The 14,519-nt window shown below is 44.9% G+C and carries 12 protein-coding genes and 1 pseudogene; 5 read left to right on the forward strand and 8 right to left on the reverse strand.

Annotated elements, in window-relative coordinates; genetic code table 11:
* Window positions 1-201: 201 nt before the first annotated feature.
* On the forward strand, window positions 202-1,560 hold the full coding sequence (locus tag AAFP11_RS12450; protein ID WP_341737361.1) for a calcium-binding protein: 1,359 nt from the start codon (window positions 202-204) through the stop codon (window positions 1,558-1,560).
* A gap of 57 nt (window positions 1,561-1,617) precedes the next feature.
* Here the strand turns inward: AAFP11_RS12450 and AAFP11_RS12455 are convergent, their stop codons facing one another.
* The 3 genes from AAFP11_RS12455 to AAFP11_RS12465 form a co-directional block, all read right to left on the reverse strand.
* Window positions 1,618-2,982, reverse strand: coding sequence for an MFS transporter (locus AAFP11_RS12455; protein ID WP_341737362.1), 1,365 nt, complete (start codon window positions 2,980-2,982; stop codon window positions 1,618-1,620).
* A gap of 135 nt (window positions 2,983-3,117) precedes the next feature.
* Window positions 3,118-3,783 carry a BsuBI/PstI family type II restriction endonuclease gene (locus AAFP11_RS12460; RefSeq protein ID WP_341737363.1) on the reverse strand — a complete coding sequence of 222 codons (666 nt, stop codon included), beginning with the start codon at window positions 3,781-3,783 and terminating at the stop codon, window positions 3,118-3,120.
* Between the two features lie 89 nt (window positions 3,784-3,872).
* The gene (locus AAFP11_RS12465; RefSeq protein ID WP_341737364.1) at window positions 3,873-5,447 is read right to left on the reverse strand and encodes an Eco57I restriction-modification methylase domain-containing protein; all 1,575 of its coding nucleotides are present in this window, start codon (window positions 5,445-5,447) and stop codon (window positions 3,873-3,875) included.
* Between the two features lie 287 nt (window positions 5,448-5,734).
* Here AAFP11_RS12465 and AAFP11_RS12470 point away from each other — a divergent pair, with 287 nt between their 5' ends.
* A complete protein-coding gene (locus AAFP11_RS12470) occupies window positions 5,735-7,342 on the forward strand; it encodes a family 10 glycosylhydrolase (RefSeq protein WP_341737365.1) in 1,608 nt (535 codons plus the stop codon).
* Window positions 7,343-7,532: 190 nt separating this feature from the next.
* A complete protein-coding gene (locus AAFP11_RS12475) occupies window positions 7,533-8,117 on the forward strand; it encodes a Uma2 family endonuclease (RefSeq protein WP_341737366.1) in 585 nt (194 codons plus the stop codon).
* Window positions 8,118-8,256: 139 nt separating this feature from the next.
* Here AAFP11_RS12475 and argF read toward each other — a convergent pair whose 3' ends face one another.
* Both argF and dusB read right to left on the reverse strand, forming a co-directional pair.
* Window positions 8,257-9,177, reverse strand: coding sequence for an ornithine carbamoyltransferase (argF, locus tag AAFP11_RS12480; protein WP_341737367.1), 921 nt, complete (start codon window positions 9,175-9,177; stop codon window positions 8,257-8,259).
* A gap of 89 nt (window positions 9,178-9,266) precedes the next feature.
* Window positions 9,267-10,280 carry a tRNA dihydrouridine synthase DusB gene (dusB, locus tag AAFP11_RS12485; RefSeq protein ID WP_341732985.1) on the reverse strand — a complete coding sequence of 338 codons (1,014 nt, stop codon included), beginning with the start codon at window positions 10,278-10,280 and terminating at the stop codon, window positions 9,267-9,269.
* Between the two features lie 233 nt (window positions 10,281-10,513).
* Here dusB and AAFP11_RS12490 point away from each other — a divergent pair, with 233 nt between their 5' ends.
* Both AAFP11_RS12490 and AAFP11_RS12495 read left to right on the forward strand, forming a co-directional pair.
* On the forward strand, window positions 10,514-12,106 hold the full coding sequence (locus AAFP11_RS12490; RefSeq protein ID WP_341737368.1) for a glucose-6-phosphate isomerase: 1,593 nt from the start codon (window positions 10,514-10,516) through the stop codon (window positions 12,104-12,106).
* Between the two features lie 78 nt (window positions 12,107-12,184).
* A complete protein-coding gene (locus tag AAFP11_RS12495; RefSeq protein ID WP_341737369.1) occupies window positions 12,185-12,895 on the forward strand; it encodes a response regulator transcription factor in 711 nt (236 codons plus the stop codon).
* Between the two features lie 218 nt (window positions 12,896-13,113).
* Here the strand turns inward: AAFP11_RS12495 and AAFP11_RS12500 are convergent, their stop codons facing one another.
* The 3 genes and pseudogenes from AAFP11_RS12500 to AAFP11_RS12510 all read right to left on the reverse strand — a co-directional run.
* Window positions 13,114-13,593, reverse strand: coding sequence for a low molecular weight protein-tyrosine-phosphatase (locus tag AAFP11_RS12500; RefSeq protein WP_340521300.1), 480 nt, complete (start codon window positions 13,591-13,593; stop codon window positions 13,114-13,116).
* Between the two features lie 170 nt (window positions 13,594-13,763).
* The gene (locus AAFP11_RS12505; protein WP_340518952.1) at window positions 13,764-14,111 is read right to left on the reverse strand and encodes a YbaB/EbfC family nucleoid-associated protein; all 348 of its coding nucleotides are present in this window, start codon (window positions 14,109-14,111) and stop codon (window positions 13,764-13,766) included.
* Between the two features lie 220 nt (window positions 14,112-14,331).
* A pseudogene (locus AAFP11_RS12510) lies at window positions 14,332-14,519 on the reverse strand (UDP-N-acetylenolpyruvoylglucosamine reductase); the annotation flags it as partial.

Below are 14,519 nucleotides of genomic sequence, written 5' to 3' on the forward strand. Positions count from 1 at the left end.
GTGAAAATTGTGCATAAGTAAATCTACTTAATTAAATGCAAGATACAGGTGACTAAAAAGCTTGCTGTCTGAACATAGTTCCTTCTTGCTGATTCTTTCTTCTTTCTTGCATCTTTTTTCTACTTAAACGATCGCTAGTGTAAACTTAATTAAGTAGCTCCAACAGCAATCCCCAATCAAAATACAGGAAATAACAAAAATATGCCTTCCTCCCCCGCAGTTTACGAAACTATAGCCAAGCGATTAGTTTATATAGATGACAACCCCCAGTTACAATCTGTAGTTCAAGGTGGTTTAACCGCAGCGGGCTATCGAATCGATCGCACCTTCGACGATCCAGCCACCGGATTTCACGCGATCGGCTTAATCTCCACCACCCCAGACAAACCGCCAGTTTTAGTATTTCGGGGCGGTGATACGGCGATCGACGATGTTGCACTCGGAGACACGCGCGGTGTGGGTTTCAACCAATTTGAAGCCAACAAACAAGCATTAGGAAATTGGCTGACACAAATCAGTCAAGATACCACAAAAAACCCAAACCGCTTGCCACCAGACGTTCTGGGACACAGCTTGGGCGGTGCTTTAACCCAGCTAGCAGCCACCGAATTCACATCCGCGATCGGAGATGTTGTCACTTTCAATTCCCCCGGAATTGCTCGAAATACAGTCAATACATTTACCCAAAAAGCGGGCGCAGGCAAAAATGTAACTCACTACATTGTCAGTGGCGACTTTGTGAGTTTAGGTGGAGAAGCTTTTCTGCCCGGAAAAGTTATTTTACAAACATTTACCGATCCGGTTATCAATCCACTCTTAGTCCTAGATAAACATAGTCAATCAGGCCTCTTAACAACTCCCCCTCCAGGTTTAATTCAGACAGAAATCTCGGTCAACCAGTTGAGCAGCCCTGACTTTACTTTCACAGATTCCGACTATTTAGAGTTGTTAGCTGGCTTAGATTTTGCCTTACCAGCACAGGGAGCAGCACTGAAATCACGCAGCACCACAGAGCAATTGAGACTCACACCCGGAGCCTCTTTTTTGGGAATTATTAGTGGAATGCAAGCTGCTCTAGCTCTCTCTCAACCTAATAACTTAGTAGGCGACGATGCCAACAATACAGCCTCCGGTTTTGCCGGGGACGATGTGATTGTTGGCAACGGGGGAAACGATACTCTCACTGGCAATCGTAACAATGATATCATTACTGGCGGTAGTGGTAATGACCAGCTATTCGGCGGCAAAGGAGATGATAATTTAAACGGGGATACAGGCGACGACACCCTCGTTGGGGGAGTCGGTTCGGATCTGTTAATTGGCGGCGCGGGACGCGACGTGTTCGTGTTAGGAATAGGGGCTGGTACTGACACAATAATCGACTTTCAACAGGGTGAAGATTTAATCGGTTTGACCAAAGGTCTTACCTTTAACCAACTGACAGTTAATGCCAGCGATTTTTCAACTCTGATCCAATTTACCAGCACTGGTGAAGTTCTTGCCAGTTTCATTGGTCCTCAAGCCAACACTCTGACAGCTAGGGATTTCATCTCCATTTAATAGAAACCTCCCCAAATATTGATTGTGTGGCAGGCAACCAGCCTGCCCTTTACTAAATTAATCTGGATCGTCCAGTCCAGGTCTTGGCATAGGTGCTAATTTTGATTCATCTTCTAGTGGCAAAAAGAAGATTGTCATCATACCTGGAATCACAGCCAGTGCACTCATCAAGAAATAATTTTGATAGCCAAGATTCGCCTGCAAGTAGCCACTAAAAACCCCCGGAATCAGCACTCCGGCGGCCATGAAGGCGGTGGTAATTGCATAATGGGAGGCTTCATATTCAGGGCGGACAGTCCGCATCAAGAACACTGTATAGGCCGCTACGCCCAGCCCATAGGTAAATTGCTCGATCGAATTTACGACATAAGCCCATTCAATCCCCGGTTGATTGATTGCCAACAGCCAATACAGCACGTTAGTAGAATTTTGCAGAATAGCCGTCGGCCACATCCATTTTTTCAGTCCTTGTTTCGCAATCAAATAGCCCCCTAACAGCCCTCCAACTAACAGAAACATTACCCCTAAAGTACCAGATAACAAGCCCATATCCGAGGTAGAAACTGCTAATCCTCCTTTTTCCACTTTATCCATTAAAAATGGAGGAGCCATTTTAAAAGTCAAGGCATCGCCCAATCGAAAAATCAAGACATAAGCGACAATCCAACCAATTTTATCTTGCTGAAAATAGGTTATAAATGACTCCAGAAAACTGGTGGTTTGCCGAGGTGCGCCCGCTTCCTCCGCATAATTTCTAGGATAGGGCAGATACCACCGTTGAAACAGATAAATCAGCACAAACATAATGGCACAAATGCCAAAAGCTGTCGCCCATCCGTAGCTAAGGGCAGTCACGTTAAAAGACGAACCCAAAAAAGATAACTGAATGTCTTGATATACTTTGGTATCGGTACCATTTCCCGTCACTAAATACTGTTCTGCTAGTTTACCAGCCAAGAAAACCAAGACACCGCTACCGGCAATGACAGCACCTCTATAAGCCGTGTTGCGAACGCCGACAAATAGTGCTTGTTGGTCTTTATTGAGCGTGTTTAAATAAAATCCGTCAATGGCGATGTCGTGAGTAGCCGAAACAAAGGCGATCGCCGTAAAAATGACCAGCGATATAATGATAGGATGGGGTGTTAACACACCAAAAGCTAGGAAAGCGAACAAAAAAGCACAAAGGATTTCCATGTTTAAAATCCACTTGCGCTTAGTTGAATACAAATCAACTACGGGGCCCCACAAACCTTTTAACACCCAAGGAAAAGACAAAAGACTTGTCAATCCGATCAGTTCGTTGCTGGTTCCCAAACCTTTCAAAAAAATCACCGACATTAAATTAACAACGGTGTAAGGGAGACCTTGGGCGAAATACAATACTGATACCCACAATCCAGCGTTATGTTTTTTTTCCATTGCCAAGATATTTTACCTAGTTGCTTATGAGATTTACTGAGTGCGATCGGCATTTTCCGGTCACTGAAACCGCTTGCATCACAGTATATGGCATTGCGATACCAACGGCCGCAATATAAGCTTTGTATCTTAGCATCATTGCGCCTCAGAAATGCTTTGATTTGTCGAATAAGCCTGTAACAGATGCTGACCGTTAAAATGAACCAGGTGAGTAGCCTCTTCTGCTACCCAAACATCAGTTTCCCAAGCAATATCAGATAAATATTCTGCCATTGCTTTGCGACTGAGAAAAGCTGTCACCATCACCAGAGGAATTGTGGAAGATTTGAAAAGCTTTTCTAGTTCAGCTTTACGTTTTGGATTAATGGGCCCGTGGGAAGTCACAGCTTCAATCAATACCAACCAGTTTTTTTCCGTAAAGTGAACAATTACATCTGGCATCTTACCGTGAGCATCTATTGTCACTCCTAATGCAGTGAGCGATGCTTCGTTGAAATGAGCAAATTTTTCATCTGTATCTCCGACATAAAGCAGCTTGCCAGCCGGAGTAAAGCGAGAAGCAAACTCACTCACAATCTTTGATATTAAGACGTTATGACCTCCGGGCGAAAGAGTTTTGATATCACCTTCGATGGTAATTGGAATCCGAGCCATTTCTCGCTCTTGTGCATATCTTTGTTTGAGAGTTTCGACAGAGGCGAGGTAAGTGCGGACATTTTTATCCCAATCAGAACTCCCGTAAGTTCGCAGTAGCTCTAAAGCACTTTCTTCAATCTGATATGCCGTTTTTGGACTATTCACCGGACGTTCTGGATTGTAAAGCCAAGTGCTGCAAGTATTTCTAAAGCTTCATTGATGTGATTTTCGCTAGTCATTTGGTGATTTTATAACTAATTTATTGCGTTCAGTAGTTGTTTTTCGACAAGTTCGTCAATTTCGCATTGTGTCGGAAATATTTCTCCCATTTGATTACCAAGTAAGAGTAATTGCTCTAGACTAGGATACTTCAAACTCCGCAAATCTGTAGCATTGACTTGAGTATGCCCGCTGAAGAGTCGAAAAAACCCATCTACAAGGTTGGAATTCAGATAAATTGCCAATCCTCGCGCGAGGATGAGGTCTAGTCCGCGTCCCTGTTTGTGAAAGTAATTCAAATGATTTTCAAAACCCACCCTAGAATTATTAATTTTGTCAGCATCCCAAACTACTGCCACGATTCGCTTTTTCTCTTCTTTAGATGAGAAACGCTTGACCAAAACATAATGTTCGTTAGGAACGAGCAAAGGAGCAGTTTTATCGTTAACTGCTAAAGCTTGATGTTTTTTCGTTAGTGTGGGATATTCAACATAACCAGCAGAAAAGTGGGCGGGATAAATCAGCGGAACAGTACCATAATCTGGTTCTATTCGCAATTCAGATAAAACCCTAAAATTAACAACCTTGCCTGTTGAAACTGTTAAAAATAGTTTTTTGAGAGTGGAACTAAATTGTGCCATTTTATAGACTATTTTTTGGTCTATAGAATTTGGCAAAATACGAATAAATTGTTCTGAATCACTAGGATTGACTAGCTCGTCATAGCGCAGTGAGTGAGAGGAAATTAGGTCATCATCACCAGTTGTGCTTGAGTTTATAAGTACAGTATCTGGCTTTTCTATTTGTTTGATAGCGCGAACAATAATAGTTTCTTGCAAAACAGCATCATCGGCAAAGGGCAACCGTCGCGATTCAAAGATGTGTAATTGACGTAAAGCCATCATTTCTAGCAATACTTTGCGAAAATCTCGAAAGTATAAACCGTTGCAAAAGCTACGCGGAGTAATCGATACTAATTCACCCTTTGGTTTGAGTAAGTGAGCGGTGGCAACTATAAAACCAGCGTAGAGATTACTGGTTTCTACTCCTATAGAACGAAGCAAACTTCGGACTTGGGATTTAGCATTAATCTTGGTATACGGAGGATTGATTATTGCATTTGTAAATTCTAACCTTAGCGTCTGTATAAATAGATTGGAATGTAACATATCCGCAGCGTCTTGAATGAAATCAAGTTGACGAATATCGTAGGTAAAAGATATACCTGCACTTTGACATTCTATACTGCACCAGTCTAAAGTTTGTTTGAGATACTCAATCAAAATAATGTCAATTTCATAAGCTGTAATGTGCAAGGTGCGAGGTTTTTGGGGGCGCTGACATAGCTCGCAAACAACTGCTGCTAGCAGCGAACCAATACCAGCACCGGCATCTAACAGCGATATATCGGGACAGTTAAATTCAAACATTCTCGCCATTAAAACTGCCACGGATGAAGGTGTTAAAAATTGTCCTTTTTCTCCTCTCTGGCTTTGTTGCAACTTCCGGGTTGCTTCTGGGCGCAACAAGTCTACTCTTTCTAGGAGATTGCTGGCAGTTGTGTTTTTGTCAGCCGGAAGGGTTCGTGTTGGAAAATGTGGTGATATCATTTGTTGAGAAAAAGTCTATCTCTACTTGAGCTTATTTTCGCCTAAATTGGATGAGTGTTATTGAACCGCGAAGACGCGAAGGACACGAAGGAAGAAAGAGGAAGTAAATAAAATCTTCTACGGGGAAGGGAGTAAGAGGCAGGATCGCCTTTTCCTGCATACCGTGTGTTTTGCAATAAGGATTTTACTTATTTGCCCACTTAATATAACATTGTGCGAAAATGTCAACCGGACTCTCAAACGAATAGTCCGTAACAGACAGTTAAACGCTCTCTCACACAATTCTGATGCGTAAATCCAAAACATTCTTTTTGTCAAGCCTGTTTTCGATCGGCTTAACAATCAGTTTTCTCCTGACTCCAGGCTGGTTATCACACTGGTTTCCGAATCGCGCGATAGCAAATCCCCCCCCACAAACCCAAACTTCGGAATTTCGAGCTTTCTGGGTGGACGCATTTAATCCGGGCTTCAAAACACCTCAAGAAGTCACCAAATTGATTGCAGATGCTAAACTGGCTAACGCCAATGCGATTGTCGCCCAAGTTCGTCGCCGTGGTGATGCTTTTTACACCAGTGCGATCGAACCACGCACCCTCGATCCTAACGTTCCAGCCGGTTTCGATCCACTGCAAGATTTGATTGACAAAGCCCACGCCGCAGGCATGGAAGTCCACGCTTGGATGGTAACGCTACCAGTAGTTTCCGGCGGTAAACTTCCTCCCAATCACATTTGGCAACAACACGGACCAAATGCTCCAGGAAGGGACAATTGGGCGATGCTGACTTACGGTGGGGAATCGAAAGGTTTTCTCGATCCTGGCCATCCAGATGCCTTGGATTATACTGTTTCCGTCTATTTGGACTTGCTGAAGCGCTACGATGTGGACGGCGTACAGTTGGATTACGTGCGCTATGGCGGGCCGGATTGGGGCTACAATCCGACGGCGATCGCCCGTTTTAACCAGCAAACTGGGCGCACTGGTACACCGAAACCAAGCGATACCGCCTGGATGCAGTGGCGGCGCGATCGAGTAACGGAATTAGTGCGGAAGCTATATATAGAAGCCCTGGCGATTAAACCGCGAGTGAAAGTGACGGCGGCGACGATCGCCTGGGGCGACGGCCCGAAAAATGATGAAGGTTGGTATAAAACGCAACCTTACAGAGAAGTTTTGCAGGATTGGCGCGCTTGGCTGGAAGAAGGTATTATCGACATGGCGATGCCGATGACCTATCAGCGGGAATACAAACCACAGCAGAAGCGCGGTTACGATAATTGGATCGAGTACGCTAAAGACCACCAATACAACCGCCAAATTGCGATCGGACCTGGTAATTATCTCAACTACATTGAAGACACCCTAGCCCAGATTCGCCGCGCCGAAGCGCCATCTGCCAAAGGAAATCAAGTCGTAGGCACGGTGCTGTATTCCTACGCTAGCAGCAACGTCTATGCTAATGTCGAACTGCGATCGGGCGGTAGTGGCGATTTGCCCCGTCAGCCCTGGAAATTCGTGTCCCAGAGTAATGATTGGTTTTATAACGCCCTGTCCCACCCTAGTCAATACGTTGACGGTGCTACGGGCAGAACTGTTCAAACTCAGCCTGTGTGGCCTACTCCGGCTGCGATTCCCGATATGCCTTGGAAGTCGCGGCCGACTATGGGTGCGATCGCGGGCAATTTGCAACAGTGTTCTAGAACTTGCGACGGTGCGAGCTTGACATTACAGGCGATCGATGGTAGTAGCAAGGTGCGACAACTGCGGGCGGATGGTAAAGGATGGTTTGGGGCGATCGAGCTTTCTCCAGGAACTTATCAGTTAAAGGTTGATGGAACTCAAATTCAACAAACTGTTAATGTGGTTGCAGGTGAGGTCGCAAAAATGAATTTGTAGTAAAGATTTCAGTCTTTTCTACTCGTTCCCAGGAAGAGCCTGGTAACGCAGATAGGCGAGGAAGAGTCTCCCATTTTACTCGACAAACGAGGAAGAGCCTCGCTGACATCGGTTCCCAGGTTCTGCCTGGGAACCCGTTAAGCTACAATTAAATTATTCCACATCATATTATAAATTTAGTGAGGGAACTATGCTCATCACAGAAGCCCCTTTCACGCTCCGCAAATGGACAGTTGAAGAATATCACAAGCTGGGAGAAATAGGATTTTTTAACCCAGAGGAGCGAGTGGAATTAATTGAAGGAAATATTATCCAAATGAGTGCAAAAGGAACTGCTCACACTTCAGCCACTAGACGTACTGCTAGCGTGCTGCGCAATCTTCTGGGAGATCGGGCTGCTGTTTATACCCAAGATCCGATCGCCCTCGACGACAATTCTGAGCCTGAACCGGATATCGCTTTAGTAATAATAGATCCGTTGGATTATGCGACTCACCATCCAACTCCTTCAGAGGTATATCTGATTATCGAAGTAGCAGATAGCAGCTTAACTTACGATCGCGAAGTTAAAGCGAAAATTTACGCGCGATCGGGAATTGCCGATTATTGGGTATTAAATGTGAACGATCGGCAACTTCATGTTTTTCGAGAACCTGCTGAAAATGGGTATCAAAGCGAATTGATTCTTGGGGAAAATGGGAGGATTTCACCGCTGCATTTTCCGGCTGTCAATATCGCAATTCCCGAAATGTTGCCACCAATTAGATCGAATTGAAAACGGCTGTAGCAATTCTATTTATTTTTGAATTAGATTTTTTTGTATTAACCGCAGAGGGCGCTCTTGGCGCAGAGAGAGAAGAGGTTGGGATAGAGAGATTGGCTTTCCTCTGATTCTTCTCTTCTGCTTTCTGTTGTTAATCGCTTTCGAGAATCGCCGCCAGCAAAGCTTGCTGAGCGTGCATCCGATTTTCCGCCTGATCCCAAACCCGCGATTGACTCCCTTCAATTACCCCATCCGTAATCTCTTCATCTCGGTGCGCCGGCAAACAGTGCAATACAATCCCATTCGGATCTGCTAACTCCACCAACTCTTCATTTACCTGATAAGGCTCAAACAAAGGAATCCTGCTTGTCGCTTCCTCTTCCTGTCCCATACTTGCCCAAACATCAGTATAAATTACTTGAGCTTCCTTAGCAGCAGCTTTGGCATCAGCAGTCACAGTCACTTCTGTCTTTCCCTTCGCAATCGCCTTTGCCTTTTCCACAATCTCAGGATTTGGCATAAAATCTTGAGGACAAGCAATTCTCACATTCATCCCCATCATTGCACAGCCCAACATCAGCGAATTCGCCATATTATTGCCATCGCCAAAATAAGCCAAAGTCACCCCTTCCCACTTCCCAAAACACTCTTTTACTGTCATTAAATCCGCCAATACTTGACAGGGGTGTTCGTCATCAGTCAGCGCATTAATTACAGGTATTTTTGCATAATTAGCAAAAGTTACTAAATCCTTTTGGTCGAAAGTCCTAATCGCTAAAACGTCCAAATATCGGTCTAATACTCTGGCTGTATCCACCAAAGGTTCCCCACGGCTGACTTGAGTAACATTAGGATTGAGGTCAATAACTTGACCTCCTAATTTATACATTGCCACCGTAAAACTCACCCGTGTGCGCGTTGAAGCTTTAGAAAATAACAAGCCGAGAACTTTATTTCGTTTCAGCTTCACCATGCCCGATTTCAGGCTCGCACCTAGGTCTAACAAATAAGTTAATTCGTCAATACTTAAATCTGCTAGACTTAATAAATCTCGCCCTTTTAATGAGTCCATATTTACCCCCACACGAGTTTTCAATTATACGTTAAATCTGCGCCCGCAGAGCCGAGCTTTGTTTTTGTTCCCACGAGGTTTCCCTGGTTTCAACTTGCGGGTAATTGCTCGATCGCGCGATCGATCGAATCGCAACCTTGTTCCACCGTTTCTACTACCGCCAACAAGCCCCGCAATTCCGCAGCACCAGGGAAGCCCTTAGCATACCAGGTTAAGTGCTTGCGCGCTTGAGACACACCGCTGTCACCCTTATATTCCCACAAAGCCCGCAAATGTTCCTTAGCACATTCGAGCCGTTCAATTGGTGTCGGAGTTATCTTTTCCACACCAGTTTTGATAAAATAATCCACCTCTCCCACCAAGAAAGGATAGCCCAAAGTTCCCCGCGAACACATCACTCCATCCGCCCCTGTTTCTTCCAGACAGCGTATCGCCGCCTCAACAGAAAAAATGTCTCCGTTGGCGATCACAGGAATCGATAAAACTTCCTTAACACGACGAATCCATTCCCATTTTGCCTGGCCGTTGTAACCTTGCGATCGAGTTCGACCATGGACAGTAATCATTTTTGCTCCCGCATCTTCCATCCGTTTGGCAAAATCCAAAATATTAATTTCTTTGTCCGTCCAACCAATGCGAGTTTTGACAGTCACAGGAACATCTACAGCTTGCACAACTGCCCGCACAATTGCCTCAGCAGTCTCTGGAGCTCGTAGCAAGGAAGAACCGCCACCATTTTTAGTAATTTTGTTAACCGGACAGCCCATATTAATATCAACTGTATCCGCCCCTTCTGCCACTGCCTTCTGTGCCGCTTCTGCCAAAAAATCTGGGCGACAGTCAAATAATTGAATGCTAATCGGGCGTTCATTCGGGTCAACTTCCATAATTCTCGGCAGTTGCTTGACGTAGTGCAAACCCGTAGCATTCACCATTTCGGTATACATCATTGAATCCGGTGCATAGCGGCGCACCAAGCGGCGAAATACTAAATCTGTAACACCCGACAACGGCGATTGCAACACCCGACTGTTGACTTCAAAATCGCCGATTTTCAGAGGAGTTGCTAATCTTTTTTGTAATTCTGGAGAGAGAGTAAGCATAGTCGATTGTTTCTGAGATAGGAACTGAATTCTAATATCTGTATATTGTACAACATTAAGTATTTATACTTGAAAAAGTAAAAAACGAATACCATACCCACAAGAAATTCACTGTTTGTGGAACAGGCAGTTCAGTCTGTGACGGAAACAAGGACAAGATGTGAGTTTTGAACTACAATTGGTTGATTCCCGATGATGCCGATCGAACATTAAAAAAATTGTAGAGAATTCCTATGGATGCCACAGCACTCTGGCAACGTTATCAAGACTGGCTTTACTATCACTCTGGATTGGGACTGTTCCTCGATATCAGCCGCATGAGCTTCGACGACGCTTTCGTCACTATAATGAAACCCAAATTTGACAAAGCTTTCAAAGACATGACAGCTTTAGAAGCAGGGGCGATCGCCAATCCCGATGAACACCGCATGGTAGGCCACTACTGGCTCCGCAACCCCGATATCGCCCCCACCCCAGAACTCAAACAAGAAATAGTCCAGACGATACAACAAATAGAAATATTTGTCAATAAAGTTCAAAGCCGCGACATCAAGCCACCATTCGCTCCCCAATTTACCGATATTATCTCGATCGGCATCGGTGGTTCCGCCCTCGGCCCCCAATTTGTCTCCGCAGCTTTATCCCCAGACATTCCGCCCCTAGCCATACATTTTATCGACAACACTGACCCGGCAGGAATCGATCGCATCCTCAACCAAATCAAAGACAAACTCGTCAGCACCCTAGTAATTACCATCTCCAAATCCGGCGGCACCCCCGAACCCCGCAACGGCATGATCGAAGTGCAAAAAGCCTTCGCCGCCCAAAAACTCGACTTTGCCAAACAAGCCATAGCCATCACCGGAGTAGACAGCCAACTAGACAAATTAGCCAAATCAGAAGGCTGGATTACCACCTTCCCCATGGCAGATTGGGTAGGAGGAAGAACTTCCGAACTCTCCGCAGTCGGACTTTTGCCAGCAGCTTTGCAAGGCATTGACATCCAGGCAATGCTCGACGGTGCTAAAGTCATGGACGAAGCCACCAAAAACACCGAAATTAAACACAATCCCGCCGCCCTTTTAGCCATGAGTTGGTATTTTGCCTGCAACGGACGTGGCGAAAAAGATATGGTAGTTCTCCCCTACAAAGATTCCCTGCTATTGTTCAGTCGCTATTTGCAGCAATTAGTCATGGAATCTATAGGGAAAGAGAAAGATTTAGACGGCAACACAGTTTATCAAGGCATAGCAGTCTACGGCAACAAAGGCACAACAGACCAACACGCTTACGTCCAACAATTGCGAGAAGGTGTCCCGAATTTCTTCCTCACATTTATTGAAGTTTTGCAAGACAGGCAAGGCATTTCTCCAGAGGTGGAAACCGGCGTGACATCGGGAGATTATTTGTCGGGTTTGTTCCAGGGAACTCGACAAGCTTTGTCGGAAAATCAACGAGATTCGATTACTGTCACCATTCCTCAAGTAAATCCTCGCACAGTAGGAGCATTAATTGCTCTGTACGAAAGAGCCGTAGGTTTTTACGGTTCCTTGGTGAATGTCAACGCCTATCACCAACCAGGTGTCGAAGCAGGCAAAAAAGCTGCCGCTGCTGTATTAGACTTGCAAAAACAGGTACTGGAAGTTCTCAAACAGTCGGAAACTCCTCTGTCTGTCACCGAACTAGCCAAAAAAGCCGGCAAGCCAGAGCAAATTGAGACAATTTACCAAATTGTGCGCCATTTGGCTGCTAATGGTCGAGGTGTTGTTTTGGAAGGTAATTTTGGGCAACCTGCTACTTTGACTACAAGCTATAAAGGAAGTTAACCAGTAAAATTAAAAATTAAAAGTGAAATTAGTCATTTTTAATTTTTAATGCTCACTGTTTAATTTTTAAGTTCCCCCATGCCATTGACAATCCTGGTTGCTGATGATGATTTTGCGACTCGCTTGTCGATTAACGATTACCTGGAAATTTTGGGTTATTCGGTCATCCCTGCTGAAAACGGCAAAGAAGCTCTCGGCTTAGTAGAGGAATTTCAGCCGCATTTGATTGTTACCGACATTACAATGCCTGAAATGGACGGCTACGAGTTCGTGCGGCGAGTGCGGACTCGTCCAGCCTTCCGCTTGCTACCGGTGATTTTTTTGACGGAACGGACGAGTTCTCAGGAGCGAATTCGGGGCTATCAAATGGGCTGCGACAATTATCTGGCCAAGCCTTTTGAACTCAATGAGTTGGGAGTGGTAATTCGCTCTTTGTTGGATAGATACGTTCTGATTGCCCAAGCGTTGCCTTCCCAGAGAGAAACTGTTACCACACAGCAGCGCCACCAAGTCAAGGAGACGGGAGAATTAGATTTTTTGACTCAAAAGTCAGAAAGGGGCGATCGCCCTTCTTTTACCCAAAATTCACCGAATTTGACCCAAAGAGAGCAACAAGTGCTGAATTTACTCACAGAAGGTCTGTCTAATATTCAAATAGGCCTTGAGCTCCACCTCAGTCCCCGAACCGTGGAAAAGCACGTCAGCAGCTTGTTCAGAAAAACCGAAAGCAACAATCGTGCAGAACTGGTTCGTTTTGCGATGGAACACCATTTAGTGGGGAATTGGTAATTGGTAATTGGGAATTGGGAATTGGGAATTCCTCACCAATAACAAATAACCCTTCGACTTCGCTGGCTGGCGACGGCAATAACTAATAACTAATAACTAATAACTAATAACTATTGACTGCTGACTTCTGATATCGTTTCCGGCTGCATCGGAATGATTTAACCTTACTAGAACGCAGAGAACACAGAGGGAGATAAGAGAGATGAATAATTCCGATGTTACCGGATTTGATATGACTTCTTCAAATACTCCAACAAGCCCTCGCAAGCATCCAGCAACAAATCGATGACGCGATCGAATCCCTCCGGTCCACCATAATAAGGATCGGGGACTTCCTTCAAGTCATATTTATGGCAAAAATCGCACATCAACCGCACTTTTTCTTTATATTTTCCAGTGTTATCAAGAGCGAGAATATTCCGATAATTTTCCCGATCCATCGCCAGAATCAAATCAAAATTCTCAAAATCTTTCCTTTGAAATTGGCGGGCTGCACCTAACAATTCAATCTCCCGTTTCTTTGCAGCCACTGCCATCCTACTGTCAGGAGGACTGCCAATGTGATAGCCTGCGGTTCCAGCAGAATCGCAAGTAATGCGGTCTCCCAAACCCGCTTTTTCAATCAAATGATTCATAATATTTTCTGCAGAAGGCGATCGGCAGATATTTCCTAAGCACACAAATAATAATTTAGTCATTAGTCAGCAATCAGTAGTCATTAGTCAGTGGTCAGTAGTTATTGGTTATTGGTTATTGGTGGATTCGCGATTCCCCATTCGCGATTCCCCATTCGCGATTCCCATGAACCATGAACAAGTTAGTAGTCAGTAGTCATTAGTCACAAGACTACTGACTACTGACTAACCACTTAGAAACCGGGGAGATTCAGTCCACCAGTCAGTTCTTCCATTTTTTCCCGCATCGTCATGGTTGACTTAGTGTAGGCATCCAGCATCGCCACCGTGACGAGTTCAGACACCACATCCGCACCTTCACCAAGCGCATCAGGGGAGATTTCCACCCGACGGGGTTCTTGGTTTCCGCTGAGAAAAACTTTAACCAGGCCACCGCCGGCAGTTCCCTCAATTTCCATTTGATCCAACTCTTCCTGAAGCTTCTTAGCTCCTTCTTGAACCTGCTGAGCTTTCTTGAAAGCTTCAGTTAGTTCTTTCATTTTGCCCAGGCCGAAGCCAAATCCTTTTCCAGATTGTGTCATAACTACTCAGCGATGCTCAATTAAAAACAGTGTGCCGTTGGTACTTGTTGGCACTCTCATGTGTAAAGACACTGAGATTCTTGATTCGTTGAGGCGACTTGCTGACACAGAATTTCTCCAGCATCAGTAGAGATCGTCCTCTCCACAAGCGTTGAGGGTTTCCACCCAAGTTTCGATCTGCCCGACCGTACGTAATCCCTAACTTAAGATCATGCCCGCTTTATAACGGAAACTCTCCCAGTATTCTAACTTCTGGCTCCAACAATAGCGACCACCGCTCTTGGACTTGCTCTTGAACGTGGCGGATCACTTGAAAAATATCATTAGCCGTTGCCGACCCACAGTTAAGAATAAAATTAGCATGGCGTTGAGCTACTTGAGCCCCGCCAATTTGATATCCCTTCAGTC

The sequence above is a fragment of the Microcoleus sp. CAWBG640 genome (assembly GCF_020883015.1).
Taxonomy (GTDB): domain Bacteria; phylum Cyanobacteriota; class Cyanobacteriia; order Cyanobacteriales; family Microcoleaceae; genus Microcoleus; species Microcoleus anatoxicus.

Bases quoted from the DNA above. Each gene is read 5' to 3' on its own strand.
- AAFP11_RS12450 (WP_341737361.1), top strand. From the start codon at position 202: ATGCCTTCCTCCCCCGCAGTTTACGAAACTATAGCCAAGCGATTAGTT.
- AAFP11_RS12455 (WP_341737362.1), bottom strand. From the start codon at position 2,982: ATGGAAAAAAAACATAACGCTGGATTGTGGGTATCAGTATTGTATTTC.
- AAFP11_RS12465 (WP_341737364.1), bottom strand. From the start codon at position 5,447: ATGATATCACCACATTTTCCAACACGAACCCTTCCGGCTGACAAAAAC.
- AAFP11_RS12470 (WP_341737365.1), top strand. From the start codon at position 5,735: ATGCGTAAATCCAAAACATTCTTTTTGTCAAGCCTGTTTTCGATCGGC.
- AAFP11_RS12475 (WP_341737366.1), top strand. From the start codon at position 7,533: ATGCTCATCACAGAAGCCCCTTTCACGCTCCGCAAATGGACAGTTGAA.
- argF (WP_341737367.1), bottom strand. From the start codon at position 9,177: ATGGACTCATTAAAAGGGCGAGATTTATTAAGTCTAGCAGATTTAAGT.
- dusB (WP_341732985.1), bottom strand. From the start codon at position 10,280: ATGCTTACTCTCTCTCCAGAATTACAAAAAAGATTAGCAACTCCTCTG.
- AAFP11_RS12490 (WP_341737368.1), top strand. From the start codon at position 10,514: ATGGATGCCACAGCACTCTGGCAACGTTATCAAGACTGGCTTTACTAT.
- AAFP11_RS12495 (WP_341737369.1), top strand. From the start codon at position 12,185: ATGCCATTGACAATCCTGGTTGCTGATGATGATTTTGCGACTCGCTTG.
- AAFP11_RS12500 (WP_340521300.1), bottom strand. From the start codon at position 13,593: ATGACTAAATTATTATTTGTGTGCTTAGGAAATATCTGCCGATCGCCT.
- AAFP11_RS12505 (WP_340518952.1), bottom strand. From the start codon at position 14,111: ATGACACAATCTGGAAAAGGATTTGGCTTCGGCCTGGGCAAAATGAAA.